Source organism: Marivita sp. S0852, from assembly GCF_046591575.1.
GTDB lineage: Bacteria > Pseudomonadota > Alphaproteobacteria > Rhodobacterales > Rhodobacteraceae > Marivita.
In genome coordinates this window covers 401,157-425,709 of the sequence record NZ_JBIQWA010000001.1, presented here as the reverse complement: position 1 = coordinate 425,709, position 24,553 = coordinate 401,157, and the positions used below count along the sequence as shown (strand labels likewise).

The 24,553-nt window shown below is 58.7% G+C and carries 22 protein-coding genes; 7 read left to right on the top strand and 15 right to left on the bottom strand.

The window, feature by feature from the left end; genetic code table 11:
* Positions 1 to 296: 296 nt before the first annotated feature.
* The 7 genes from infB to ACG74X_RS02110 form a co-directional block, all read right to left on the bottom strand.
* Positions 297 to 2,777, bottom strand: coding sequence for a translation initiation factor IF-2 (gene infB, locus ACG74X_RS02140; protein ID WP_411232400.1), 2,481 nt, complete (start codon positions 2,775 to 2,777; stop codon positions 297 to 299).
* Positions 2,774 to 3,421, bottom strand: a complete 648-nt coding sequence (locus ACG74X_RS02135; protein ID WP_411232398.1) for an RNA-binding protein — start codon at positions 3,419 to 3,421, stop codon at positions 2,774 to 2,776. The genes infB and ACG74X_RS02135 overlap by 4 nt, the downstream gene beginning before the upstream one ends.
* A 26-nt stretch (positions 3,422 to 3,447) precedes the next feature.
* Positions 3,448 to 5,067: a transcription termination factor NusA gene (gene nusA / locus ACG74X_RS02130; protein ID WP_411232397.1), complete on the bottom strand. Its 1,620-nt coding sequence runs from the start codon at positions 5,065 to 5,067 to the stop codon at positions 3,448 to 3,450.
* A 6-nt stretch (positions 5,068 to 5,073) separates the two neighbouring features.
* Positions 5,074 to 5,643 (bottom strand): ribosome maturation factor RimP, encoded by a 570-nt coding sequence (rimP, locus tag ACG74X_RS02125; RefSeq protein ID WP_411232395.1) that lies wholly within the window; start codon positions 5,641 to 5,643, stop codon positions 5,074 to 5,076.
* Between the two features lie 132 nt (positions 5,644 to 5,775).
* On the bottom strand, positions 5,776 to 6,582 hold the full coding sequence (locus ACG74X_RS02120) for an iron chelate uptake ABC transporter family permease subunit (protein ID WP_411232394.1): 807 nt from the start codon (positions 6,580 to 6,582) through the stop codon (positions 5,776 to 5,778).
* Complete coding sequence (locus ACG74X_RS02115; protein WP_411232392.1) at positions 6,579 to 7,310, bottom strand: ATP-binding cassette domain-containing protein; 732 nt, start codon at positions 7,308 to 7,310, stop codon at positions 6,579 to 6,581. The genes ACG74X_RS02120 and ACG74X_RS02115 overlap by 4 nt, the downstream gene beginning before the upstream one ends.
* Complete coding sequence (locus ACG74X_RS02110) at positions 7,307 to 7,777, bottom strand: transcriptional repressor (RefSeq protein ID WP_411232391.1); 471 nt, start codon at positions 7,775 to 7,777, stop codon at positions 7,307 to 7,309. The genes ACG74X_RS02115 and ACG74X_RS02110 overlap by 4 nt, the downstream gene beginning before the upstream one ends.
* Before the next feature lie 85 nt (positions 7,778 to 7,862).
* Between ACG74X_RS02110 and ACG74X_RS02105 the strand changes: the two genes are divergently transcribed.
* Positions 7,863 to 8,780 (top strand): zinc ABC transporter substrate-binding protein, encoded by a 918-nt coding sequence (locus tag ACG74X_RS02105; RefSeq protein ID WP_411232389.1) that lies wholly within the window; start codon positions 7,863 to 7,865, stop codon positions 8,778 to 8,780.
* On the opposite strand, the gene ACG74X_RS02100 is transcribed toward ACG74X_RS02105, so the two are convergent.
* The 3 genes from ACG74X_RS02100 to ACG74X_RS02090 all read right to left on the bottom strand — a co-directional run bounded on the left by ACG74X_RS02100 (position 8,774) and on the right by ACG74X_RS02090 (position 15,329).
* Entirely contained in the window at positions 8,774 to 12,850 is a 4,077-nt protein-coding gene (locus ACG74X_RS02100; RefSeq protein WP_411232388.1) for a translocation/assembly module TamB domain-containing protein, read from the bottom strand. The two genes, ACG74X_RS02105 and ACG74X_RS02100, sit on opposite strands and share 7 nt — an antisense overlap.
* A gap of 1 nt (position 12,851) precedes the next feature.
* Positions 12,852 to 14,642 carry an autotransporter assembly complex protein TamA gene (locus ACG74X_RS02095; RefSeq protein ID WP_411232387.1) on the bottom strand — a complete coding sequence of 597 codons (1,791 nt, stop codon included), beginning with the start codon at positions 14,640 to 14,642 and terminating at the stop codon, positions 12,852 to 12,854.
* A 198-nt stretch (positions 14,643 to 14,840) separates the two neighbouring features.
* Positions 14,841 to 15,329: a hypothetical protein gene (locus ACG74X_RS02090; RefSeq protein ID WP_411232386.1), complete on the bottom strand. Its 489-nt coding sequence runs from the start codon at positions 15,327 to 15,329 to the stop codon at positions 14,841 to 14,843.
* Between the two features lie 186 nt (positions 15,330 to 15,515).
* Here ACG74X_RS02090 and ACG74X_RS02085 point away from each other — a divergent pair, with 186 nt between their 5' ends.
* Both ACG74X_RS02085 and ACG74X_RS02080 read left to right on the top strand, forming a co-directional pair.
* Positions 15,516 to 15,800, top strand: coding sequence for a hypothetical protein (locus ACG74X_RS02085; protein WP_411232385.1), 285 nt, complete (start codon positions 15,516 to 15,518; stop codon positions 15,798 to 15,800).
* On the top strand, positions 15,772 to 16,476 hold the full coding sequence (locus tag ACG74X_RS02080; protein WP_411232384.1) for a hypothetical protein: 705 nt from the start codon (positions 15,772 to 15,774) through the stop codon (positions 16,474 to 16,476). Before ACG74X_RS02085 ends, ACG74X_RS02080 begins: the two co-directional genes overlap by 29 nt.
* Here ACG74X_RS02080 and ACG74X_RS02075 read toward each other — a convergent pair.
* From ACG74X_RS02075 to rbfA, 4 genes are all read right to left on the bottom strand, one after another.
* Entirely contained in the window at positions 16,473 to 17,255 is a 783-nt protein-coding gene (locus tag ACG74X_RS02075; RefSeq protein WP_411232383.1) for a 3'(2'),5'-bisphosphate nucleotidase CysQ, read from the bottom strand. The genes ACG74X_RS02080 and ACG74X_RS02075 overlap by 4 nt on opposite strands.
* Complete coding sequence (locus ACG74X_RS02070; protein ID WP_411232382.1) at positions 17,242 to 18,588, bottom strand: TldD/PmbA family protein; 1,347 nt, start codon at positions 18,586 to 18,588, stop codon at positions 17,242 to 17,244. Before ACG74X_RS02070 ends, ACG74X_RS02075 begins: the two co-directional genes overlap by 14 nt.
* Positions 18,589 to 18,653: 65 nt before the next feature.
* A complete protein-coding gene (locus ACG74X_RS02065; RefSeq protein ID WP_411232381.1) occupies positions 18,654 to 19,403 on the bottom strand; it encodes a phosphodiester glycosidase family protein in 750 nt (249 codons plus the stop codon).
* Complete coding sequence (gene rbfA / locus ACG74X_RS02060) at positions 19,390 to 19,785, bottom strand: 30S ribosome-binding factor RbfA (protein WP_411232380.1); 396 nt, start codon at positions 19,783 to 19,785, stop codon at positions 19,390 to 19,392. The genes ACG74X_RS02065 and rbfA overlap by 14 nt, the downstream gene beginning before the upstream one ends.
* A gap of 99 nt (positions 19,786 to 19,884) precedes the next feature.
* Here rbfA and dapB point away from each other — a divergent pair, with 99 nt between their 5' ends.
* Together dapB and ACG74X_RS02050 are read left to right on the top strand one after the other, a co-directional pair.
* Complete coding sequence (dapB, locus tag ACG74X_RS02055) at positions 19,885 to 20,703, top strand: 4-hydroxy-tetrahydrodipicolinate reductase (protein ID WP_411232378.1); 819 nt, start codon at positions 19,885 to 19,887, stop codon at positions 20,701 to 20,703.
* Between the two features lie 90 nt (positions 20,704 to 20,793).
* A complete protein-coding gene (locus ACG74X_RS02050; protein ID WP_411232377.1) occupies positions 20,794 to 21,156 on the top strand; it encodes a dihydrodipicolinate reductase in 363 nt (120 codons plus the stop codon).
* A 2-nt stretch (positions 21,157 to 21,158) separates the two neighbouring features.
* On the opposite strand, the gene ACG74X_RS02045 is transcribed toward ACG74X_RS02050, so the two are convergent.
* Entirely contained in the window at positions 21,159 to 21,341 is a 183-nt protein-coding gene (locus tag ACG74X_RS02045) for a DUF1674 domain-containing protein (RefSeq protein ID WP_411232376.1), read from the bottom strand.
* Between the two features lie 78 nt (positions 21,342 to 21,419).
* On the opposite strand from ACG74X_RS02045, the gene ACG74X_RS02040 reads away from it, so the two are divergent.
* Together ACG74X_RS02040 and ACG74X_RS02035 are read left to right on the top strand one after the other, a co-directional pair.
* Positions 21,420 to 22,700, top strand: a complete 1,281-nt coding sequence (locus tag ACG74X_RS02040) for an RsmB/NOP family class I SAM-dependent RNA methyltransferase (RefSeq protein WP_411232374.1) — start codon at positions 21,420 to 21,422, stop codon at positions 22,698 to 22,700.
* 96 nt (positions 22,701 to 22,796) lie between these two features.
* Positions 22,797 to 24,545 (top strand): heparinase II/III family protein, encoded by a 1,749-nt coding sequence (locus ACG74X_RS02035; RefSeq protein WP_411232373.1) that lies wholly within the window; start codon positions 22,797 to 22,799, stop codon positions 24,543 to 24,545.
* Positions 24,546 to 24,553 lie beyond the last annotated feature (8 nt).

Sequence of the window (24,553 nt, the reverse complement as noted above, 5' to 3'; positions counted from 1 at the left end):
GACTTGCCTTGATGGCGAAAAAGTGCCGTTTTCGCTGGCAATATCCTGCGCACCGATTTACCAATGATCCGTCAAGCCTTGGGGGAGATTTGGCATGTTAAAGACAATCATCGTTGGAAGTTGCATGTCTGTGCAGGGCATTTTCGAAAAAGCCTTGCCAGATGGGCGGATTATTGTCCGCGTGGGGGACCGTATGTTCACAGGGCGCCCGGTACTCAAAGCAGCGTAAATTCGAACATTTCAAATGAAAAAGGGCAGCTTTTCAGCTGCCCTTTTTTGTGTCTTTTTCACCGCGATCAGTCGAGATTCCGCTCGACTTCCTCGCGCTCGAAGATCTCGATAACGTCGCCTTGGCGGATGTCTTCATAGTTCTCAAACGCCATGCCACATTCCTGACCGGACTGGACTTCGGGCACTTCGTCTTTGAAACGCTTAAGCGTCTTGAGCGTGCCCTCGTGAATGACGACGTTGTCCCGCAGCAAACGTACACCTGCGCTGCGGCGCGCGACGCCTTCGGTCACAAGACACCCAGCCACTTTGCCCACATTCGACACCTTGAACACGTCTTTGATCTCGGCATACCCGATAAAGGTTTCCTTGATTTCAGCGCTCAACAGGCCGGATGCGGCGGCTTTGACGTCGTCCATAAGATCGTAGATCACGCTGTAATAGCGGATTTCCACGCCCTTCTGGTTGGCGGTGTTCCGCGCTGTTGCATTGGCGCGCACGTTAAAGCCAATCACCGGACATCCCGACGCCTCGGCCAGACCAACATCACTTTCCGTGATCGCGCCCACACCCGAGTGAAGCACGCGCACGCGCACCTCTTCATTGCCGACCTTTTCAAGCGCCTGAACAATCGCTTCGGCAGAACCCTGCACGTCGGCTTTGACCAGCACAGGCAATTCAGACACGTCTTCGTCGTCCTTGGCCTTTTGCATCAACTGTTCCAGCGTCGTCGCGGCACCCGCTGCGGCGCGCTTTTCCTTGGCGACGTTTGCACGATACGCCGCAATTTCACGCGCCTGCGCTTCGGTGTCGGTGACGTTCAGAACGTCGCCTGCTTCGGGTGTGCCGTTCAGGCCCAGAACCTCGACAGGCACCGAAGGACCGGCCTCCTGGACGCGTTCGCCCTTGTCGTTGATCAAGGCGCGAACCTTGCCGTACTGTTCACCCACGACAAATATATCGCCCTGGCGCAGTGTACCGGTCTGAACCAGAACAGTTGCCACAGGTCCACGGCCCACATCCAATTGTGCCTCGATCACAGCGCCTTGTGCGGCGCGATCCGGGTTCGCTTTGAGTTCCAGAATTTCCGCCTGCAGCGCAATGGCTTCAAGCAATTCCGGAAGGCCTTTGCCCGTGACGGCCGAGACTTCTACGTCCTGCACATCGCCGGACATTTCTTCTACAACCACTTCATGCTGCAAAAGATCGGTCCGCACTTTGGTTGGGTTTGCTGCGGGTTTGTCGATTTTGTTGATCGCCACGATCATCGGCACTTCTGCCGCTTTCGCGTGATTGATCGCCTCAACCGTTTGCGGCATCACCGCATCATCTGCAGCAACCACAAGCACAACGATATCCGTCACCTGAGCACCGCGTGACCGCATTGACGTAAACGCAGCGTGGCCGGGCGTATCCAGGAAAGACAAAACCGTGCCATCCTTGGATTTGACCTGATAGGCCCCGATATGCTGCGTAATTCCACCCGCTTCGCCCGAGGTGACATTCGCATCGCGGATCGCATCCAGCAGCGATGTCTTGCCGTGGTCCACGTGGCCCATGATCGTGATGACGGGGGGACGCGGCTTGAGATCGGCCTCATCGTCCTCGACTTCCTTGATGACATCTTCCACGTCGGCGTCGGACACGCGCGTGACCTTGTGGCCGAACTCTTCAATGATGAGCTCTGCCGTGTCCTGGTCAATCGCCTGATTCTGCGTCGCCATGATGCCGTTGTTCATCAGTGCCTTGACAACATCCGCCACACGTTCCGCCATCCTGTTGGCCAACTCGGCCACAGTGATCGCTTCCGGCAGCTTCACCTCACGAACGATCTTTTCGCGCGGTTGGCTTGTGCCCATAGCTTTCTGACGCGCACGCTCTTGCTTGCGTTTCATCGCGGCCATGGATTTCTGTCGGTTGCCACCGCCACCAAGCGCCTGGTTCAGCGTCAGCTTGCCAGACCGGCGTCCGCCATCATCCGTCTTGCGCCGTCCGCGATCTTCGCGGTCGGTCTTGCGGGGTGGCGTTTGCGATGGTTTCGGGCCACCGGCAGGCTGTCGCGATACGGGGGGTGCCACATCCGCCGGAGTGGCAGCTGCTTTTGCTGCCTCGGCGGCCTCGCGGGCTTTGCGTTCCTCGTCCTCGGCTTTGCGGCGCGCGCGCTCTTCGGCCTCGCGTTGCTCGCGTTCCTTGGCTTCTTTTTCGGCCCGCATACGCTCGCGCTCTTCGGCGCGTGCTTTCTCGGCAGCCTCGCGCGCTGCGGCTTCTTCCGCTTCACGCGCCTTTGCGGCCTGCAACGCCTTTAGACGGCGTTCCATTTCCGCATCAGAGATCCCGGCAGGACGCTTGCTGCCAGAGGCGGCAACAGCGGCCTTGGCAGACCCTTCGGTGCCGCTTTTCACGGCGTTTGGTTTCGGCACCACAACGCGCTTGCGCTTGGTCTCCACCACGACGTTTTTCGTCCGCCCATGGCTGAAACTCTGCTTTACGTTCCCCGACCGGGGACCGCCGCGCAAACCCAATGTCTTTTTGCCGTCGTTATCGCTCATTTAGCTCTTATTTCCTTCCCGGCGGCCCCTGCCGCCGTCTTTGTATCAGACACTCTGACACGAAAGCCCTTCAACCGTTGGGCCTCGTCTACAACACGTTGCGTGAGTCCACCAGCACCAAGCGCTGCGTGTATCACAGTTTGTCGCCCAAACGCCATGCCCAGCTCATCAGCCTTTAGCCAGCCGATGTAATGGCCAAAATGCGGCGTGCTCAGTTTCGATTTGCCTCGGGTTGACCCGTCTTCGGCCTGTAAAAGAACCTCTGCCGTCTCTTTCGAGAGCGCGTCCTTGACCTTTTCATAGCCCGAGATCGCGATCCCAGATTTCCGGCTTAGACTTATCAGATTGATAACACGGCGTGCAAGCTGCTGCTCTATGTCGCTGACCAGAGTGTCGGAAACGCTGACCTGTGCTTTGGCTGCACGCAGGAAATGGTTCTTTTTCATCGCCATTTCAAGAGCCGCACGCGTCGCGGTGACCCAAATTCCCCGACCCGGCAGTTTTTCAGCAAGGTCAGGGACAAGCGTTCCCTCAGGCCCAACCACAAAGCGGATCAACTCGGTCTTTGGGTGCACCTCTCCGGTCGCAATACACTTGCGTTCGGGTCCGCTCTCCCGGTCCTTGTTTTTGCCGCCGCGTGCCATGGCTGTCCTGCTCTCTCAGACCCGTATCAGGCCTGCTCTTCCTGTGGTGATTCAAGCTCTTCGTCGTCGCCGGCCTCGGCCTCAAGCTCGGTTGGATCAACCCAACCCAGAAGAACCCGCGCTGTCATGACAAGATGCTGCGCCTCTTCCAGCGACATGTCGAAAGGCTCCAGCAGACCGTCGTCCTTGTGACGCTCACCGTCGATGGTGGTCCAGCCACCGGCAAGTTCCCAATCCGCGCAGGTGGCAAAGTCCTCCAGCGTTTTGACGCCGTCTTTGGCCAATACCTCGATCATCTGTGGCGTCAGGCCGTCAAATTCGATCAGGCTGTCTTCGGCCCCCAGTTCACGTGCGTTCTCAAGGGCCTTTTTGGCCTGCGCTTCAAGATGTTCGCGCGCGCGGGTCTGCAATTCGCCGGCTGTATCTTCATCCACTCCGTCGATAACCAAAAGCTCGTCGACTTCGACATAGGCGACCTCTTCAAGATTGGTAAATCCTTCGGCCACCAAAAGCTGGGCAAAGAATTCATCCAGATCCAGCGTGTCCATGAACAGCTGTGTGCGCTCTTCAAACTCTTTCTGCCGCCGTGCTGATTCTTCTTCTTCGGTCATGATGTCGATATCCAGCCCTGTCAGCTGCGACGCCAGACGCACGTTCTGGCCGCGACGACCAATCGCAAGGCTCAACTGTTCATCCGGGACGACCACCTCAATGCGCTCGGCATCTTCGTCCAGAACAACCTTGGACACTTCGGCAGGCTGCAGCGCGTTCACAAGGAAGGTCGGGATGTCTTCATTCCATGGAATGATGTCGATCTTCTCGCCCTGCAATTCGTTCACAACCGCTTGCACACGGCTGCCGCGCATACCAACGCAGGCACCAACAGGGTCAATCGACCCGTCATAGGAAATCACGGCAATCTTGGCGCGCGAACCGGGATCACGGGCCACCGCCTTGATCTCGATGATGCCGTCGTAAATCTCGGGCACTTCCATCTTGAACAGCTCTGCCATGAATTCCGGCGCAGTGCGGCTCAGGAAAATCTGCGGCCCGCGCGTTTCGCGGCGCACGTCCTTGATGTAGCACCGAATTCTGTCGCCATTGCGATAGCTTTCGCGCCCGATTTTTTCGTTCCGACGCAACATGCCTTCGCCACGGCCCACATCAACGATGACATTGCCATATTCCTCGCGCTTGACCACGCCGTTGATGATGGTGCCTGCACGATCCTGGAATTCCTCGAACTGACGGTCACGTTCGGCTTCGCGCACCTTCTGCAGAATCACCTGCTTGGCTGATTGTGCCGCGATCCGGCCCATTTCCACAGGGGGCACTTCTTCCACAAACGTGTCGCCGACGGCAGGGTTTTCAAGATATTGTTTGGCCTGTTCGACGGTCATTTCAGCTTGATAATTCTCAAGCTCCTCGTCTTCGACCACAGTGCGCACCCGCGTGAACGTTGCCCGTCCGGTTTTGCGGTCAATCGACACGCGGATGTCCATCTCGGACCCGTAACGCGACTTTGCGGCGCGGGCGAGGCTTTCTTCCATCGCTTCGACGACCAAACCGGGGTCGATCATCTTTTCACGCGCCACCGCTTCGGCGGTCTGCAACAGTTCCAACTGGTTGGCGGAGGTGATTGCCATGCGCTTTTACTCCTCTTCGGGCCCTTCGGCCTCAATCACATCATCAAATTGTGTGTCGTCCAAGCCTTGGGCTTTGCGGGCCTTCAGCATTTCCTTGATAAGATCATCCGTCAGAACCAGCTTGGCATCCGCCAGCCAGTCAAATTTCAAACCGACAGTCCCTTCTTCGATATTCACAAGCACTTCGTCGCCCTCGACACCGGCCAACACGCCCTTGAACCGCTTGCGTCCGTCGATCATGTCCGAGGTTTCTATTTTCACCTCATAGCCTTCGAACGTCTCGAAATCCTTGAGACGGGTCAAAGGCCGGTCAATTCCCGGTGACGACACTTCCAAAGTGTAGGTATCCAGAATCGGGTCTTCCACGTCCAGGGTCGCGCTCACCGCGGTGCTGATCGCGGCACATTCATCCACTTCGATCCCGCCTTCGGGGCGTTCTGCCATGATTTGTAATGTGGCGGTTTTGCCGCCCATCAACCGGATGCGGACCAATTCAAACCCCATATCTTCGATGACAGGGGTCACGATTTCGGCCAGACGTCGGTCCATCGCGGCTTTGGCGATCAGGTCAGACATTGTTGCGTTAGCTCCAAACACAAAAAAACGGGCGCGCGGCCCGTTGAAGATTTCGGTGGGTGCTGGCCGGGGCCGACACGCCGCTGTTGTGATGCATATACGAAGCGTTCCCCGACTCTGCAAGGGGTTTCGTCACTCGCGCGCCACAACCCGTCGTGCCAGTCCGAAAACGGTACACAGCAAAAACACAAATGCCGCGACCGAAACAATCGTTGGTCCTGTCGGAGTGTCAAACTGCCAGGATGCCGCCAAACCACCCAATACAGATGCCGCACCGATCAGACCGGCAATCAACACCATCTGTTCCGGGGTCCGGGCAAACACCCGCGCGGCAGCCGGGGGCACAATCAACATTGCCCCGATCAGCAGGACACCCACCACCTTGATTGACACCGCCACCACAACGGCCAATGTCAGCGTCAAAATCAACTTCTCTCGGCGCGGATCAAGTCCGGATGCGCGGGCCAGATCCTCATTCAGTGTCGCGGTCAGCAATGCAGACCACCGCCAGCCAAGCAACCCGACAACAGCCAATGCACCGCCCCAGATAATCGCCAGGTCCATCCGACTGACCGCCAAAATGTCGCCGAATAGAAAGGCCATCAGATCAATGCGAACGCTGTCCAACAACGACACGGCCACAATGCCAATCGCCAGTGCAGAATGGGCCAAAACCCCCAACAAGGTATCAACCGCCACATCCCGCCCAGATAAAGACGCCACCAATGACGCCATCGCCAGCGCGATGATCAACGCGCCCAGAAACACCGGAACGTTAAACGACAAGGCCAGCGCGACGCCCAGAATTGCAGCATGGGCTGTCGCATCGCCAAAGTAGGCCATCCGTCGCCACACAACGAAACACCCCAAAGGGGCTGCGGCCAGGGCCACGCCAATGCCCGCCAAACCCGCACGCCACAGAAAACTGTCCAGGATCATTCTGCGGCCTCATGTGCATGGTCATGGCTGTGATTATGTTCATGTCGGTACAAAGCCAGCGCACCTTGTGTGCCTGTGCCAAACAAAGCCCGATACTCCGGAGCGGTCGCCACATGCTCGGGTGCCCCTTCGCAGCACACATGTCCGTTCAGGCAAATCACCCGGTCGGATGCGGCCATCACAACGTGCAATTCATGACTGACCATCAGCACGCCACATCCAAGATCCGCACGGATTTCCTCGATCAGCCGGTAAAACGCCGCCGAGCCGCTTTGGTCCAATCCCTGTGTCGCCTCATCCAGCACCAGCAATTGCGGTGCGTTCAGGATCGCTCGGGCCAGCAACACGCGCTGCATTTGCCCACCAGACAGATCCGCCACCTGCCGGTCCGCCAACGGGGCAACACCCGTGCGGTCCAACGCGGTCATGGCGACCTCTTTTCCAACCGGTTTGGGCAAGCTCAGAAACCGTAGAACCGGCAGCGGCAACGTCGGATCGATATAGAGCTTTTGCGGCACATAACCGATACGCAAACCGGGTTCCGATGTGATCTGGCCTGTGCTCGGTGCTACGGCTCCCAGAAGCGTCTTCAGGAGTGTCGATTTCCCCGATCCGTTGGGGCCGACGATGGTCACAATCTCGCCTGCGTCAAGTGACAAGGTGACATTGGCAAGGATCACCGATCCCCCCAACCGCACAGTCACATTCTTGGCTGAAATCAAACTCATGCCGCGTCCTGACAGTTCGGGCAAAGCCCTTCGCATTCAATCACCATAGTCTCGACCGCAAATCCTGACGTTTGTACGTTTTTCCCCAGCACGACGCGCGCGCCATGTGCTTCGGCCACAGCATGGCAATCGCGACAGATCAGGAATGCTGGCGCGTGGTCCTCGCCCGGATGCGTACAGGCCACAAATGCGTTCAGCTTTTCGATTTTATGCGCAAACCCATGCGTCACCAGAAAATCCAGCGCGCGATAGGCGACAGGCGGCTGCGATCCCAGCCCTTCTTGCCGCAAGACATCCAGAATGTCGTAGGCCCCAAGTGCCTGATGCTTTTGTAAAAGAATTTCCAAAACCCGCCGCCGCACCGGTGTCAATTGCAGCCGTTCTGCAGCGCACCGTGCCTCGACCTCTTGCACCGTCTGCACGATGCAAGAGCTGTGGTCGTGATCTGAAAACCCAAAATGTGACACGTCATTCTCCATTTGACGGGAGTGTTATGATATTACATATCAGTTCACAACAGGAAACACGATGATTCGATAAGGATGACCCGCAATGCTCCGTATGACATTTCTAGCCGCGATATTTGCCTCTACAGCACAAATCGTTCAGGCGGATATCCCGAAAATAGTCACGGATATAGCTCCGGTCCACGGACTTGTGTCCATGGTCACGGGCGATTTGGCGCAACCGGATCTTTTGATCGAACCCGCGGCAAGCCCGCACACCAACGCCATGCGCCCCTCTGCCGCCGCTGCTTTGCAGGATGCAGATGTGGTGTTCTGGATTGGCGACGCGCTGTCCCCCTGGCTTCAAGGCCCGCTCAATACGCTTGCCGAAGATGCCACCCAGATCGCTTTGCTGGGCCTTCCAGAGACGCAAACAATGCCCTTCCGTGACACCGATGCCTTCGGCGCGCATGACCATGAGCATGCACACGATCACGACCACGGAGATACTGCGACCGATCCCCATGCGTGGCTTGATCCTGCCAATGCGCAGGTCTGGTTAAGCCAGATTTCTGACACCCTATCGCAACTAGATCCCGACAACGCCGAAACCTATGCCGCCAACGCAACGGCCGCCAATGCGGCAATCGCCCAAGAGATCGAAGCGGCTCAAACCTTGCTGGCCCCCGTGCAAGATCAACCCTTCGTCGTTTTCCACGATGCCTATCATTATTTCGAAGCCCGTTTCGGTCTAGAGGCGTCAGGGGCTCTTTCGCTCAGCGACGCCGTGCCGCCAAGCCCATCGCGTGTTGCCGACATCCAGACAGACATCCGTGAACAGGGTGTCGTCTGCGTGTTTTCCGAACCGCAATTCAGTGCTGGCCTTGTCAGGACGGTAATCGACGGAACGCAGGCACGGACGCAGGAACTCGATCCGCTTGGGGTCAACATCGCCCTTGGCGCAGATTTCTACCCCAATCTCATTCGAGACATGGCCAACCGGTTTTCCGAGTGCCTTCAATAGTCCCGTTCGAAAAATACACCCAACGATGAATTGCCTTCATTGTCGACGCTTCCCCGGGCCGTAAAGCTGTTTGTGATATCAAGGTTGATGCTCAACTCAGTCCGGCCCCCACTTTCGACGACGACGTCGGAATAAACGTTCTCGGCAATGTACTTTCCGGCGCGCACTGCTGTGCCCCCATCCTCGGTGCGCGCCAGATCCAGGTCATCAAGCCCGAACCCGTCCCGCAAATTTGACAACAACCCGCCAGACCCTCCGCCTGCCAGCGTTGCAAGCGCATTGGCAAGCTCTAGGGCTTGCAGAGGCGACAAGTCAGACAAGCTTCGCCCGAAAAGCAATTGCGCAAGAACTTCGTCCTCGGGCAATTCCGGCGATGATGAAAAGGTAATATCCGGTGCCGAAACCGGACCATCCAGTATGACCTGAACCTCGATCCCGTTGGCTTCGGTGGTGGCCACGAACCGCAAAACCGGATCGAAGCTGCCGCTTAGCTGAATACGGCCTTCGGTCAGGATGAACCGCTGGTTAAGGATGTCCAACCGCCCGCGTTCCAATTCAAACCCGCCCTGGGGAATGATATCCGATATTGGCCCCGTCAATCGAAGTTGACCGCCCAATTCCGCATCCAGACCACGACCCCGGACAAACACGCGGCTTGGCGCAGACAGGGTCAGATCCAGCCGGGTCGACGACCGCGAGCCAGGCTCGATCGTATCGTCTGAGGCGGTGCCTAAATCGGCGCGCGTGAGGGTTCGCATCACGGGTCTGGTGGCCCCAAGATGCTCGATATTCGGGATATCACTCAACGCGGAAACGCTGGAAGACGGCACCTGAATTTCTGTCTCGTTCAGGCGCAAATCGCCCGACAACAAAAGGTCGCGTCCAATCAGACCCGTGATATTGACTGTCCCATCGACACTTGTGTCGTAAAGCTCGGGATCGCGTATTCCAAACTGATTGAACGACGCTGTCAAAGCAGTTTCAAAAGAGGCAAGGCCCAGCCGCCCGTTCACATCAACTGATCCGCCGTTGTTGCCGGCCCCGGACAGCCCAATCCGTGCCGCGCCGTTCTGCACCACGATCTGTCCAGTGATGGGTTGCAGGATAATCCCCAGGGTCGGCGCGCTGAGTTCGGCCTGCGACGGTGTGATGGTTCCCGACAGTCCGGTCAGACCAAGCGGACCGTTCAGCGCAAGATCCAGAACAGCACGCCCGTTCAGGCGACGCGGTTCGATGAAAGCGTTGGCCAGACCCAATGCCGCAACACCATCAATCGTCAGATTGGCCCGTGACGCATCCTGAACCGTCCCATTGACCTGCAACTCTGCACCGCCGGGGCCTGTCGCATCGACATCGACACGATAGCCGTTGCCAACCTGACCAATCGTGCCGTCAACAGTCAGCCGGCCGGGAAAATCCGGCGCAATCAACCCCATATCGCGCAGGGTCGCATCAATACCAAGATTGTTCAGCGGGCCACCAGCCGTCACTTGGATTTCGGGATTTGCGATCTCGGCGTTCAGTGCTTGCAATTGCCCATCTTGACCGCCTGCGGAAAAATCGAATGTGGTCACGCCCACCAAAAGCTGATCCAGAATGGCATTGCCGATGCTCAGCCGGGACGCTTGGCCTTTGGCTGTTACAGCGAATGTACCAGAGTTTTGATAGGTACCTGTCACGTCAATCCGGGCCTGACCGCGCAAGGATTGGCCAACCAGACCGGACAAAGGCGTCAGACTGTCGGCCACCAAAGATGCAGACGCGTCTATATCGGGTGCCGTTGTCGCATCACTGACCAAAGCAGACCCGGTCACATCAATGGCACCCGTTTCGATGCGAAGCGCGCTGACACTCAGTTGATCTTGGGCCTGTTGCCAATCGAATGTTGCGGAAAATGACGGCGCGGCCCCAAGTGCTTGGGCAATTTCAGGGCGCGCTGCCCGCAGGCCCGATCCGTCGGCATCAAATGTGCCGTTGACAGTGGTGACTGCGCCATCCTCGGATTGTACCAGATCGCCCTGACCGACAAGGTCCAGCACCTCTGCCGTCAACACGTCTGATTGCAACGCCCGCGCGCGGATATTTGATGACCATGCGCCATTTGCGCCGCCACTTGCGGTAAACGTGGCGCTGCCCTGATCCAATGTCACCCCACCGCCAAACGGCAATTGCACTGCGCCGGACGGATTGAAAAGGTTCGCCGTGATGTCAGCGGATTGCAGGCGCGTCTCTTCAAAAGCCACCGATCCGTTCAGCACAGCAGACCCCGCTCCCTCTCCGGGAAAGACGCGATCAAGGTTGGCCAGCCGTCCGTCAAAGCGCAATGCGGTTCGCCCTGACGTGATCTGCCCGGTGGCATTTATCGTCGCGGCCGAAGTCGACAGGCTAAGTGATCGAAGCGTCGTACCAGTTTCATCGCGCCGCGCATCAAGTCGGGCCGATCCAACACCCGACAAGATCCTGTCGGCCACGTTTTGCCCCACAGAAAGATCAAGCGTCGTCCCATCGACGACAAGGTCAAACGCCCCCGAAATAGGGCCGACGGCCCCGTCAATCTGCACTTCCACGCGCCCGTCAAGGTCTTGACCGGCCAGTGATGAAAACCGGGTGATGTCCTGGGCAATCAGCCGCAGATCAAGACCCAGCGGAATGGCATCCTCGGCCTGCCAGGTTGCAGATCCGGTCAGTTGATAATCGTCTCCGCTTGCGTCCAGATCGGTGATCCGCACTGGCTGACCACGCTGATAATCAACCCGCGCGGCCCCGCTCAAATCGGTTCCCACGGCTTCGGCCAAGGCCGGATCAGTCAGGTTCAGATTGGTCACGTCCCAGCCAAGATCCAGCCCAAACTGGCCATCCTCGGTCACTCCGTTCTGATCCAGGGTGCCCCGGCCGGTCAGGGTCAACGTGTCCAAGCTTGCGGCCGGATTCTGAAAGCTGTCGACTGTGGCATCAATGGTGATCTCGTCCGACACGCGGGCGTCGAAGGTAACGCTTTGCACCGAAGTTGCGCCACCGCCAACGGGCAGTGTCACACGGTCACCACCCGGATCGGCAATCCGCCCTTCGGCATCCAGGGAGTCCAGCCAGAAGGTTTCGGTCAAGGCCGCCGTACCGGACAAGGACAGCTTTGCCGCCGTCACCTCAAATTCGGGCAATTCAATCCGGCCAGAGGGGGCGCGCACAATCTGGGCCGTCAGCCCGACGCTTGATCCGAAAAACGGTTGTATCTCTTCTGTCAGAAGCGGCGTTGGATCGCCGTTGATGTCGACCGCAACATCCCATGCCGCGCTGTCTTGTGGCACCATGATACCCACGGTGCCGGTGATCCGAGGCGCGCCATCGGTTTCCAGCGATATATCGGCGGAAAAATCATCGACCTGGCCGTCGCCTTGAACAGACAGCGACAGCGCAGGCTGTTGGGGAACATTCAAAACTTGTGCGACAACTCCACCTGCCTCTTCTTCGGCGGTTAGGTCGATGGTCAATTGACGCGACGCCGGATCGAACCCTGCGGTCAACTCAATCTGCGCCGCCTCGCCGTCGATCCGGTCCAGACTGAACTGGATATCTGCACCGCCATCCGCCAAAGATGCGGAACCGCTGACCGAAAACTCGGCATCTTGGCCCAGCACCGGCGCGCCGATAAATGCGGATTGCACCGCAATCTGACCAATATTCACCGATACCGGAAGGTCGGGTATCGTGAACGGCGTCGCTTCGGCTTTGGGAGCTTCTTCTGCAACGGAGGGGGGGCGCGCGAACACAACGCTGTCGGCACTGAACCGATCCACCTGAACGCGCCCGCGCAAAAGCGACAGGCGGCTCCAGTTCAGGATGATCGTCTCGGCCCGAAACCATTCGCCCTCTTCATCTGAAATCGTCAAAAGCCGGATCGAGGCCTCGCTTGATAAGGCCCCTTCGAACCCAACAATCCGCACATCATGCCCGTCGCCAGACAAGGCATCCTGCAAAAGCCGGGTCAGGTAACCTGCATCATCGTCACCGTCCTGCGCAAACGACATGACAGGCAACCACAGCAGCAAAAGCAGAGAGATCAAAAACCGCATTTCAGAACGCCTGCCCAATGCCAATATAGATTTCGTAATCCTGACCGGCGTCGTCACCGGTGGTCGGTGTGGCAATATCCACACGAATGGCCCCGATGCCGGTGATATATCTGAGTCCGAGACCCGCACCGCCATGCCAATCGCTGTCCCCGGCAAAGCCGCTTTCGTCGGACACCCAACCGGCATCGTAAAAGCCGACGATACCGATATTGTCCCGCACCATCGCACGGAACTCGGCCGACAGCCCTGCAAAGCTTTGGCCGCCGGTCAGGTCGCCGGACGCGGTTGTCACACCCAGTGATTGATATGGCTGCCCCCGCACAGTGCCGCCGCCACCGGAATAAAACAGGTAATCGGGAACCGTTTCCGATAGGCTTGGCCCCCAAACGGACCCGATCTGCGCCCGACCTGCCAGAACAAACCGGTCGTCTTCGCCAAACCCGATATAAGCGCGCGCATCCGAGGTCAGGCGAAAGCCGCTTTCTGAATCGTCCAGACCCAGAAATGGTGTCCCCGTTGCTGCAAGATAATAACCCGAGGTCGGGTTCAACAAATCTTCGCGCGTATCATAAATCGCGCCCAAGGATGCGGTCAAAAGCTCGAATTCGCGGTCGCCAAACGCATCTTCGGTATCGACATAGCGATAACCAATTTCAAAACTGCCGCTCAGTGTATCGGAAAACCGGTGCAGCAGACCGGTTGCCACACCTGCCTGAGTGCTTTTGAACGCTGGTTCCTCCAACTGTTCGATTTCTGCGGTCAGATAAAATTCGGTATCGCGCGTAAATGTGGACGGGCGGCCATAGGTCAGCGCCAGCCGGTAGTCGATGTCGTTCTCGTTGGTACCGATACCACCAATCGCGCCCTCGACGCGGATTCGCTCCGCGCCGCCGAAAAAATTGCGGTGCAGCCAGAACGCACTGATTTTGCCACCTTCCTGGGTGGACACTTCGGCACCAAACCCAAACCGGCGCGGTTTCTGATCGGCGACCTGAATGGCCAAATCCAGCGTCCCGTCCGGATTGGGTGCCTTATCTTCGGAAATCGCGACAGAGGTGAACACACCCGTCTGGCGCAAGCGCCGCTCGGCACCTGCAATTTCGTCAGGGTCGAACACCTCGCCTTGCGGAATGCCGGCAATCTCGCGGATGCGCGTCCGGCGGACGCTATCACTCCCGGTGACCACCACATCCCCAAACCGCAGGCGCGGACCCGGCGACAACCCCAATTGCACGTCCAGCTCTCGTTCGGGATGATCCGCGACAATCTTTTGTTCCGACAAACGCGCTTTTGCGTAGCCGTCTTGCCGCCAGGCCGTGATCCCGGCCCTTGTGGCGGCTTGCACCGGCTGTGTTCCGGCGCGTGCGCCTGTCGCAAAGGTTTCGGGCAGCTCTGTTCCCTGTGCAAGCGGTGCAATCTCGGCGCGGCCAAACCTGAATTTGGGGCCGGGCACGACCTCGACCAAGATCTGATCAATCGCGGCCGGTGCTTCAAACGGCGAGATATTCGCCGCCTCATTGCCGTCGATCTTGATCGAAATGACCGGCCCAAAACGGCCAGTGTCATACAAGGCACCCAGCATCCGCGCATAATCTGCCTGCGCCGCTGCCACCAGCGCCTGAGGTGTCGGGTCTTCCGCGTCCAGCAAAGCGAGCATGGACATCGCGTTTTTGAGCGCGCTTCGCAGCTCGTCTCCGCCTCCTGACACATTCAGATCAAGGTCTTGGGCGGCGCTTGTGAATGGCAGTGCTGAAAGAAATGCACATAGGATCGTGCGGTTTAGCCCTGTCATTCGTCCCGTACCTCTTTGTTCTGCCTCGACTCACCTTAACAGCCGAACGATTCGCGGCGCAAATGAGTTCCGCAAGACGGTGGTTACAAATACCGTTCATGATGCGAAAAAACGAAAAAGCGCGCATGGCGTGGGGACACCATGGCGCAAGGTGCGGGGCAATCGAGGACCAGCTTTGCCCCGTAGGCTCGGTGCGGTTCAGTTCCGCGCGAGCGTATATCCCCGCTGCCGCAAACAGGGCAGAGAATAGGCCGGACGTGTCCCGCGACGGGTGGCCACTTTCATAAGACACGCCCGTGGAAGCTCGCGCGCGCTGTGGTAATTCCGTTGCAGACAACGCCCCATCACAACCCGCCTTACCGACCCGCCTTCAATCCGGCGCACGCAGTTTCTGGGCAATGCCGCAAACCGGTCATACCGGTGTGGATTGCGCGGAATAACCTTTGGAATGGGCCGGTGTTCAATCACCTTCGGATTTGAATAATGCCTGTTGATCGCCTTTTTCTTTTTGTCTTTGCGATCATCGTTGCGCGCGTTTTCAATCGCTTTGCCGATGATGAAAACGGTCGCGGCACCCGCCAGAAGACGGGCAATGTCCTCTTGTGACGCGGCGCGCGCAGGTGCTGCGGAAAACCCTGCAATGGCGGTGCTTACGGCCAGCACTGCGGCGACGAATTTGCGTGACATGATAACGTCCTCTCCCGGTTTTGTGACGCCTTGAATGGCGGTGTCGTGGGGCAGGGCGACAATGGGCACCTGCTGATGCAAGACATCTCGGGCTGTGATGGCAGGTCACGCAATAACGGGCGGCGGTTATTGGATATCATCGGCGCTGTTATTGAGTTTCGCCGCAGAACCTCGCACGGTGATTGCATGAAACATGTATTTGCCTTGATCCTGCTCTTTTTCGTCAGCCTGCCTGCAACCGCGCAGGCCAAATGTTACGCGGATTACAAAGCCAAACAGGACTCACCCCTGCGGCTGCACTACGGTGTCGCTGAAATCAGCGGGGCCTGTACGGTTGACGCAGCAACGCAGCAACTCCAAACCCGTCTGGCGCGCGCAGGCTGGACCTTGCTGAATGTGCTGTCGGTTTTCGATGAAACAGGACTTGCCGAAAGGAAAGACAGTGCCGGACCCCACTTCCTCCGCTACTGAGGCACGCCGTTCGGGCACACGGATCGTTGCGATGGGCATCGCGGCGATTGTGCTGCTTTTGGCAGTGGCGGGTGTGGTGCTTGTGCTGACCCTGCCGGATGCCAACGCCTTTAATGCCCGTGTTGAACGGATTTTTGTCGAAAACAACGATCTGACGTCACAGGCCGAGGTCAAGCTGCTCGAAATCCTTGCACAATCCGGCACCGCCTTTTCCGACACGCTGGCCGGATATCGCACGACGATTTTCGTTCTTCTGGTCTTTGCCACGGCGATGCTGGTCGCGGCCTTGGTGTTTTTGGTCATGCTCGTGATCCTGAACCGTCGCATGGCTCAGATCGAACGCTCTGGCATTCAGGTAAATTCGCTGATCGTCAGCCGCGAGGAAAACACCGTTTACCTGAACACCATGGGGTTCAAGCTGACAGATGCCATGATGGAAACCATCTCGATCCTGGCCGAGGCGCGTCTGGATGACGATCTGTTGTCTGGGGCCCAGATCGAATCCATCATTTCCGGCAAATCGGAAAGCGATTGCGAAGAAGCCGCCGGTGCCACACGCATCAAACGCTTGCGCGACGGTCTGGGCAATCAGTTGGTCAGTGAATTGCTGATCAAGAATATTGCCCGCCGCGGGTATATGCTGGCCATCGACAAGGACGTCATCGAGGTGCTTTAATCCGGATAAACCAGCGCGCCTGCAATCTGACGGTGCAAATCAGGGGCCGCGCCCAACACCCCTGCGGTTTGCGGAACCGGGTTGTTGAACACCAAAGCCTGACCGTGCCGATCCGTCACTTTCGCCCCGGCTTCTGACATAATCAGCGCGCCTGCCGCGATGTCCCATTCCCAGCTTGGGCGCAGGGTCAGCATCGCATCATAGCGCCCTTGCGCCACAAGCGATAACCGAAAAGCCAAAGACGGCCGATGCGCCCGCTTGAAGTCTGGCACATGACCGCGCCAGTGACGTGGCTCCATATTGGGCTTTGTTGCCAGGATATGGGACTCGCCAAGCTGCACATCAGGCGACACATTGATCGGCACGTCGTTACAGGTCGCACCGCCGGAAAGGTCGGCTGCGTAAAGCAGGTCCATTTCTGGCAGATACACCACGCCATGCGTCACCACGCCATTGCGCACGATGGCCAATGAATGGGCCCATGTCGCATCGCCCTTGATAAAGCTGCGGGTGCCGTCGATGGGATCAACGATAAACACGGTTTCTGCATCCAACCGGTTCAGATCATCTTCGGTTTCCTCGCTCAGCCATGCGTAGCCCGGGCGCTGATCGGTCAACGCTTCGCGCAGGGCATTGTCGACGGCCAGATCGGCTTGGGTCACAGGGCCGGCCCCGCCGGGCTTTTCTTCCACATCGAGACCACGCGCTTTTTCCCGCAACGCAATATCGCCCGCAGCTTTGGCCGCGTCGATCAAAAGGCCAAGGTCAGTCTCCGGCAAGTGTCAGCCCTTCAACCAAAAGCGATGGAACAACGCGGCTCAACCATGGGCGTGCATCATTGGCAGGTGTCATCTGTTTCAGCATGTCACGCAGATTGCCAGCGATGGTCACTCCGCTGACCGGGTAAGACAGTTCGCCGTTTTCCACCCAGAACCCGGCAGCCCCACGAGAATAGTCGCCGGTGTTCGGATTGATCGTCGATCCGATCATCGACGTGACAACCAGACCCGTGCCCATCTGTGCAATCAGATCGTCGCGTGACAAATCGCTTTGCGTCAGCGCCACGTTCGACACGCTTGGCGATGGCCCGCCCGAGGTGCTGCGCGCGGCATTGGCCGTGGGGGCCATCTCAAGCTTTCGCGCAGTCGCAAGGTCAAGCGTCCACCCTGTCAGAACGCCGTCTTTGACAATGTCGCGTTTTTGCGTCGGCAGACCTTCGGCATCGAACGGCCGCGATCCACCCACGCGACGGCGATACGGATCTTCGGTCAGGGACAGCGACACGGGAAACACTTCTTTGCCCAACAAATCCAGCGCCCAAGACGAGCGCCGCGCAATGGACGCGCCGTTGATGGCCATCAAAAGATGTCCGATCAAGGACGATGAAATGCGTTCATCAAACAAAACAGGATAAGCGCCGGTCTTCGGTTTGCGCGGCGACATGCGTTCCAGCGCGCGCTGGGCTGCGGTTTTGCCTATGTCCTCGGCCGATCTCAGGTCGCTTTGAAAAATACGCTGATCGCCATCGTAATCGCGCTCCATAGCGGTGCCGCTGCCAGCAATAGCAACACATGATATATGCCGCGATGTCCGATTATACCCGCCGGAAAATCCGTTGCTGGCGACCAGATGGATCTCTTGTCGACCATAACCCGCCGATGCGCCAGACACCTGGGTGATGCCATCAATCGCCAGTGCCGCCGCCTCTGCGGTGCGTGCGTCTGCCTCCAGAACAGCGGGGTCCGGTTCGTCCGTAGGGTCCGACAGCTCAAGCCCATCGGCGGTTACGCCCGCTGCCAATTGGTCCGGATCGGCCAGACCGACATAGGGATCTTCCGGTGCTTCTTTGGCCATGGCAACCACGCGCTCTGCCATCATGGCAAGGTTCTCGGGGCGTGTGTCGGACGACGATACATTCGCGACACGCTGCCCGACAAAGACGCGCAACCCGATATCCGTGGCTTCGGACCGCTCTGCCTGCTCCAAAGCCCCGTTGCGCACATCAATCGAAATCGCGTCACCGCGCACCGCCAAAACGTCGGCGGCGTCAGCGCCTGCATCCTTAGCGTGCTGCAAAAGGCTTTGTGTCAGCTGTTCAAGCGTGTCGGTCATGCGGTCTCCGATCCCAGATTTCTGCTGTTGAGAGGTAGAGCGCGGCGTACCCCACCGCAACCCCGCTACTGGGTCAGAGGTTCAACCACACCGATAATCGGGCCCAGCCAACGCCCGAAATCGGACCGGTTCAGCTGTGGCGCGTGCAGGCGCGACACGCTGCCATCCAGAAACAAAGCTTGCGGCACTCCAAGGTCATCACGAAATATGCGGCCAAACTCATGAAATGTGACCGCCTGATCCGTGATGACGAACACAACCCGCGTTCCGTCTTCTGACGTTCCAACCCCGTTGCGCACATAACGTGACGAGCTGTCCGGAAGGAACCGGGGATGCAATTCGCCATCTATCACCAGCATCGGACCCGATTGTGTGGCAAACCGGCAGTCCGGTCGGTTGTCATCATAAGTCAGAGTTTCAATCACATCCGCCCGCGTGTCTTGAACACAGAACACCCCGTTGGGCAGCAACCCGAAATTGCCGGGGCCCGCATTGGGGATGACCCTCATGCGCTCTTGACCGTTTTCGATATAATGTCCGACCGGGGCGCGATCATCGTGATACATGCCGCCATTCATCGCAAAGGCCAAACGCTGGCCTTTGTCTTTCAATGCTGCATCGACAGCCGAAAACTGACCAAACTTGTCACCGGAAGGACTATCCAGAAACAAACGGATGTCATCTGTGCCCGCATCGGCGGTGCAAGCCGTATAGCGTAGCCCGTCAAAAATGCGTTCCTCGCAGCCCGTCGCGGCCTGTGCCAGTGTTGCCACGCAAAACAGACCGATCAGACCGGCGGCTTTAGCCTTCGACATCACGGCGCACATCGTCCTGTGCAAACATCCGGCGTGTGTCATCCATACGGTCGAACGTGTCGTCCAGCCGAAACCGCAACTCGGGTGAAAACTTGAGCGTCAAATTCTTTGACACCGCCCGTCGCAACTCGCTTTTGTTGCGATCCAGCAGTTCCAGAATGTCGTCCTGACCCTTGCCGCCCAAGGGCACAACATAGGCGGTTGCGACTTTCAGGTCCGGCGATGTCCTGACCTCGCCTACGGTGATCGAATAACGGTTCAGGTCGGGATCATGGATATCCCCGCGCGCCAGAATATCCGCCAGCGTCCGGCGGATCAATTCGCCAACACGCAGCTGCCGCTGACTGGGTCCATCTGAGGTATAAGATTGGTTTTTTGCCATGTTCGCCACATAAGACGTCTGGCGACCTTTGCCAAGCATCAGGTCAACCGCTATGGAGGCGGAAATCCACTGGCGGAGTTTGGCCATGAGTAAAAGACTATGAGCGAAGAAATCAGAGTAGTTGTCACCGGTGTATCGGGACGCATGGGGCAAATGCTTGTTTCCGAGATCAACAAGCATCCGAAACTGGCGCTGTCCGGGGCGATCGAACGCACCGGTCACGACTGGGTGGGCCAGGATGTGGGCACCGCGATGGGGGGCGCTGAAATTGGCGTTGTGGTCGAAGACGATCCACTCGAAAGTTTTGCCCATGCGCATGCCGTGATTGATTTTACCGCACCAGCCGCCACCGTCGCCTTTGCCGAACTCGCCGCGCAGGCGCGTGTGGTGCATGTGATCGGGACAACAGGTCTGACAGAAGACGATCTGGTCCGGATCAAAGCGGCGGCGCGTCATGCGGTTGTCGTCCGCGCAGGCAATATGAGCCTTGGGGTGAACCTACTGACTGTGTTGACACGCAAGGTCGCGGCTGCGCTGGATACCGATTACGATATTGAAATCATTGAATATCACCACAACAAAAAGGTCGACGCGCCGTCGGGCACCGCTCTTATGCTGGGCGATGCCGCAGCCGAAGGGCGCGGCGTTGATCTTCGGGACGTCGCTGATCGTGGACGGGACGGGATCACCGGTGCGCGCAAGCCGGGCGACATCGGTTTTACCGCGATCCGCGGGGGCGATATCGTTGGCGAGCATGATGTTCTTTTTGCCACCGAAGGCGAACGCATCACCCTACGCCATGTCGCCAGCGACAGGGCCCTGTTCGCGCGCGGCGCACTGAAAGCGGCGATATGGGGGCATGATAAGGCACCGGGTGAATACGACATGCTGGACGTTCTGGGCCTGTCTGACGAATAGGCTTGGTCTCACCAGACCAGGACCCAGAAGTGATCCAATCACGGGTGTCTTGCGTATCAGGGGGTACTCAAGTCAATCGGAAGGATCGACATGCTCAAGAGCCTGACATTGCTAACCGCTGCCGCCACCTTGGCGGTCTTCCCTCAGGTTGCCGCCGCCGAGCTGAAACGGATCGACAGCAAATCCGACTTTGTCAAACTTGTGCAGGGCAAAACTCTGTCCCGACCCATGGTCAGGCTACAGGTCCGCCCGGATGGTTCGATCACAGGTCGCGGCGTCACGTGGGATGTCACCGGCTCGTGGTCCTGGGAAAACGGATTTTTTTGCCGTGACCTGAATTGGGGTGGGGATGATCTTGGCTACAATTGTCAGGAAGTTCGTGCCAATGGCCGCGAGATGCGCTTTACCGCAGATCAGGGCGCAGGAGAGTCCGCCGATTTCCGGCTGCGTTGAGCTTAGAAGTCGATCGCAAGACCGCCCTTTTCCCAATCACCATAACGCACCGGCTCTGGCCCGTCACGCCCGCCCAGCTCTTTGGGAAGAGGGGCCTCCTTGGCGGCTTTTTTCCGGCGTTCTTCGGCTTCGGCCAACGCGCGCTGCGCCGCAGGAGGCAGGTCTTTTGTGGTGTCGGACGGCATAGTAGTCTTTCCTCTTGTCCCCCTTTGATATACGCGCCGTTCCGACCGGGACAACCCCGAGCAACGACAGGAGCGCCCGTGGCATCGCCGATATCGCCCAGACGTGTTGCCCTTGATGGGCTTAGCCAGATTATTGGCGAAGGCCGGATGATGTCGGATGTCATATCCGATGATGTCTGGATGGCCTTGTCGCCACCGGAACGCGCTACAGCGCAGCGTCTGATCACCGAAACCCTGCGATATCTGGGGCGCGCGGATCACGTGCTTGCCCCATTCCTGCAGCGCCAACCGCCGCTCAAGGTGATGAACCTGTTGCGGATGGCCACGGTGGAATTGATGACCGGCGGCGCGGCGCATGGCGTGGTGAACGAGGCGGTGAAATACGCGGGCAGCACCAAGAAAACCGCCCCCATGAAAGGTCTGGTCAATGCGGTCCTGCGCAAGATCACCGCTCTGGATCAGGCGGATTGGGAGGCGGCACCCAATACGATGCTGCCAAAATGGCTGCGCCCCAAACTTGCCAAAGCATGGGGCAAATCCGGCGTCGCCGCGATAGAACGCGCGCATGCGGTCCCGCCACCGGTTGATGTGTCGGTCAAATCCGACCCCGAGAGCTGGGCGGACAGACTTGGTGGACAGCTCTTGCCCACCGGATCGGTACGATTGGCCACGCGCGGACAGATTTCGGCGCTTGCGGGCTATGCGGATGGTGCGTGGTGGGTGCAGGATGCGGCAGCAGCGATGCCCGCTCAATTGCTTGGGGATGTCAGCGGCCAGCGCGTTCTTGACATCTGCGCAGCCCCGGGCGGCAAAACCATGCAGCTTGCGGCAAAAGGGGCCGAAGTGACGGCGCTCGATATTTCCGAGACCCGCATGCAACGGCTCCGGGAAAACCTGGATCGGACCAAACTGTCGGCCACACCCGTGGTGGCCGATGCGCTGACCTATAAAGACGCGCCGTTCGACGCAATCCTGCTTGATGCACCCTGTTCTGCCACGGGTACGATCCGGCGGCATCCGGATCTGCCATATGTGAAAACCCAGACCGGCATAGACGATCTGGTCAAACTGCAACGCGCGTTGCTTTTGGCGTCGGTTCAACACCTCAAACCGAACGGTCTGCTGGTGTATTGCACCTGTAGCCTGCTGCGCGAGGAAGGCGAAGATCAGGTCAAGTGGCTGCTGTCTCAGACCGATGACGTGCAACTGCAAACGCCGCATGCACCCGGTCTTGACCCCGACTGGGTCAGTCCCGAAGGCGGTGTGCGGCTGCGTCCCGATTATTGGCAGGATATCGGCGGAATGGATGGGTTTTACATGGCTCTGTTGCGGCGCAAGGGCGAGTCCTTGCCCGGATGACGCCCGAATGAAGATTGATTCGTGACTCAGCTGTTTCTGACCGGTATGCTTTCCCCATAAGAATGCCTGCGCAAATGCAGGCCAGAGGCAGAGCTGATGTTCCGACTGGACGCTATCAAACGGGGGCAAACCCGGTTTTTGAACCGTGTTCAAGCACGTCTTTGCGCGCGCACCAAACCCGCCGCGGCCTTTGTCGGGCAACCCGAACCGCGCACTGTGGGGTCTTTCGCGCGTGGTCGCCAAATGGCGGCAGGGAACCTTCTTTTTGCAGGCCATCTTGTCGAAGCCCCCGGCGCGATCATCTGGGATATCACGCCACCCGACGACGCTTTTCTGGAGGAAATCCACGGATTTCACTGGCTTGATGATATGGCCAGTGTCGGTGATGCCAAAACCCGGCTGATCGCCCAAAGCTGGCTGTTCGAGTGGATCAAACGCTATGGCAATGGGTCCGGCCCCGGCTGGACCCCCGAACTGGCGGGGCGGCGGGTCATCCGCTGGCTGCACCACGCGTTGTTTGTGCTGAGCGGGGCATCGCATGACGAGTCCCGCGCATTCTTTCGCTCGATTGCGCAACAGACCATTTTCCTGAACCGGCGCTGGCACAGTTCCACACCGGGATTGCCCCGGTTCGAGGCGTTGACAGGTTTGATTTCAGCCGGGCTTTCCTTGCAGGGCATGGAGGGTCAGGCCGACCCTGCCATCAGGGCGCTGGGCCAGGAATGTGCCCGTCAGATTGACAACGCAGGCGGTCTTCCGACCCGCAACCCCGAGGAATTGATGGAGGTGTGTACCTTGCTGATCTGGGCGCGGGATGCCTTGCAGGGGTATGGCCGCTCGCCGGAACCGGCCCATATCGCCGCGATTGCCAAGATCGTGCCGACCCTGCGCGCACTGCGCCACGCCGATGGCGGGCTGGCGCGCTTTCATGGCGGCGGGCGCGGTGCCGAGGGGCGGCTGGACAGTGCGCTTGCCGCCGCAGGTGTCAAAGCACAGGCACCTCAGGATCTGACCATGGGCTATGCGCGTCTGGCCGGGGGGCGCACAACCATGATCATCGACGCCGCATCCCCGCCAAGCGGGCGGGCAAGCTTTAACAGTCACGCCTCGACGCTGGCGTTTGAACTCACGTCAGGGCGGCGTCCGCTGATCGTGAATTGCGGCTCTGGATCAACCTTTGGCGAAGATTGGCGGCGCGCGGGGCGGGCAACACCGTCGCATTCCACCTTGTGTTTGGATGGCTTTTCCAGCTCGCGCCTTGGTGAGACATCTCGAATGGGGCCGATCGAGCGTGAATTGCTGGATGATGTGCCCAAAAACGTTCCGATTGAACTGTCCCGTGCGTCCGATGGTGTCCGCTTCGAAGGCGGGCATGATGGCTATCTCAAAACCCACGGGCTGACACATGCCCGTATCCTGGAAATGACGTTCGATGGACGTGGCATTGTCGGTGAGGATCTCTTGGTCGCGCTCAGCCCGGCTGACCGCGCGGTGTTCAACCACAAACTGGAAGACACCCGTCTGTCCGGCATCCGGTTTGATATCCGGTTTCACCTGCACCCCGAAGTCGACGCTGAAATCGACATGAATGGTGCCGCCGTCTCGATGGCGCTGCGCAGTGGCGAAATCTGGGTTTTCCGGTTTGACGCGGCCTGTGAATTAACGCTGGAACCGTCGGTTTACCTTGAAAAAGGCCGATTGCGGCCGCGCGCGACGAAACAGATCGTTTTAACTGCCCGTGCAATGGAGTATGCGACCCGCGTTCGCTGGTCTCTGGCCAAGGCTCAGGACACCGCAGTTGCGGTGCGAGATCTTGTTCAGGACGATGCGGCGCTGCTGAACTGAACATTGGG

Excerpts from the sequence above, each read along its gene's own strand:
- ACG74X_RS02120 (WP_411232394.1), bottom strand. The coding sequence starts at position 6,582 with ATGATCCTGGACAGTTTTCTGTGGCGTGCGGGTTTGGCGGGCATTGGC.
- ACG74X_RS02090 (WP_411232386.1), bottom strand. The coding sequence starts at position 15,329 with ATGTCACGCAAATTCGTCGCCGCAGTGCTGGCCGTAAGCACCGCCATT.
- infB (WP_411232400.1), bottom strand. The coding sequence starts at position 2,777 with ATGAGCGATAACGACGGCAAAAAGACATTGGGTTTGCGCGGCGGTCCC.
- ACG74X_RS02045 (WP_411232376.1), bottom strand. The coding sequence starts at position 21,341 with ATGCCGTCCGACACCACAAAAGACCTGCCTCCTGCGGCGCAGCGCGCG.
- ACG74X_RS02035 (WP_411232373.1), top strand. The coding sequence starts at position 22,797 with ATGTTCCGACTGGACGCTATCAAACGGGGGCAAACCCGGTTTTTGAAC.
- ACG74X_RS02105 (WP_411232389.1), top strand. The coding sequence starts at position 7,863 with ATGCTCCGTATGACATTTCTAGCCGCGATATTTGCCTCTACAGCACAA.
- ACG74X_RS02050 (WP_411232377.1), top strand. The coding sequence starts at position 20,794 with ATGCTCAAGAGCCTGACATTGCTAACCGCTGCCGCCACCTTGGCGGTC.
- rimP (WP_411232395.1), bottom strand. The coding sequence starts at position 5,643 with ATGTCTGACCTGATCGCCAAAGCCGCGATGGACCGACGTCTGGCCGAA.
- ACG74X_RS02095 (WP_411232387.1), bottom strand. The coding sequence starts at position 14,642 with ATGACAGGGCTAAACCGCACGATCCTATGTGCATTTCTTTCAGCACTG.
- rbfA (WP_411232380.1), bottom strand. The coding sequence starts at position 19,785 with ATGGCAAAAAACCAATCTTATACCTCAGATGGACCCAGTCAGCGGCAG.
- ACG74X_RS02115 (WP_411232392.1), bottom strand. The coding sequence starts at position 7,310 with ATGAGTTTGATTTCAGCCAAGAATGTGACTGTGCGGTTGGGGGGATCG.
- ACG74X_RS02065 (WP_411232381.1), bottom strand. The coding sequence starts at position 19,403 with ATGTCGAAGGCTAAAGCCGCCGGTCTGATCGGTCTGTTTTGCGTGGCA.
- dapB (WP_411232378.1), top strand. The coding sequence starts at position 19,885 with ATGAGCGAAGAAATCAGAGTAGTTGTCACCGGTGTATCGGGACGCATG.
- ACG74X_RS02100 (WP_411232388.1), bottom strand. The coding sequence starts at position 12,850 with ATGCGGTTTTTGATCTCTCTGCTTTTGCTGCTGTGGTTGCCTGTCATG.
- ACG74X_RS02085 (WP_411232385.1), top strand. The coding sequence starts at position 15,516 with ATGAAACATGTATTTGCCTTGATCCTGCTCTTTTTCGTCAGCCTGCCT.
- ACG74X_RS02070 (WP_411232382.1), bottom strand. The coding sequence starts at position 18,588 with ATGACCGACACGCTTGAACAGCTGACACAAAGCCTTTTGCAGCACGCT.
- ACG74X_RS02135 (WP_411232398.1), bottom strand. The coding sequence starts at position 3,421 with ATGGCACGCGGCGGCAAAAACAAGGACCGGGAGAGCGGACCCGAACGC.
- nusA (WP_411232397.1), bottom strand. The coding sequence starts at position 5,067 with ATGGCAATCACCTCCGCCAACCAGTTGGAACTGTTGCAGACCGCCGAA.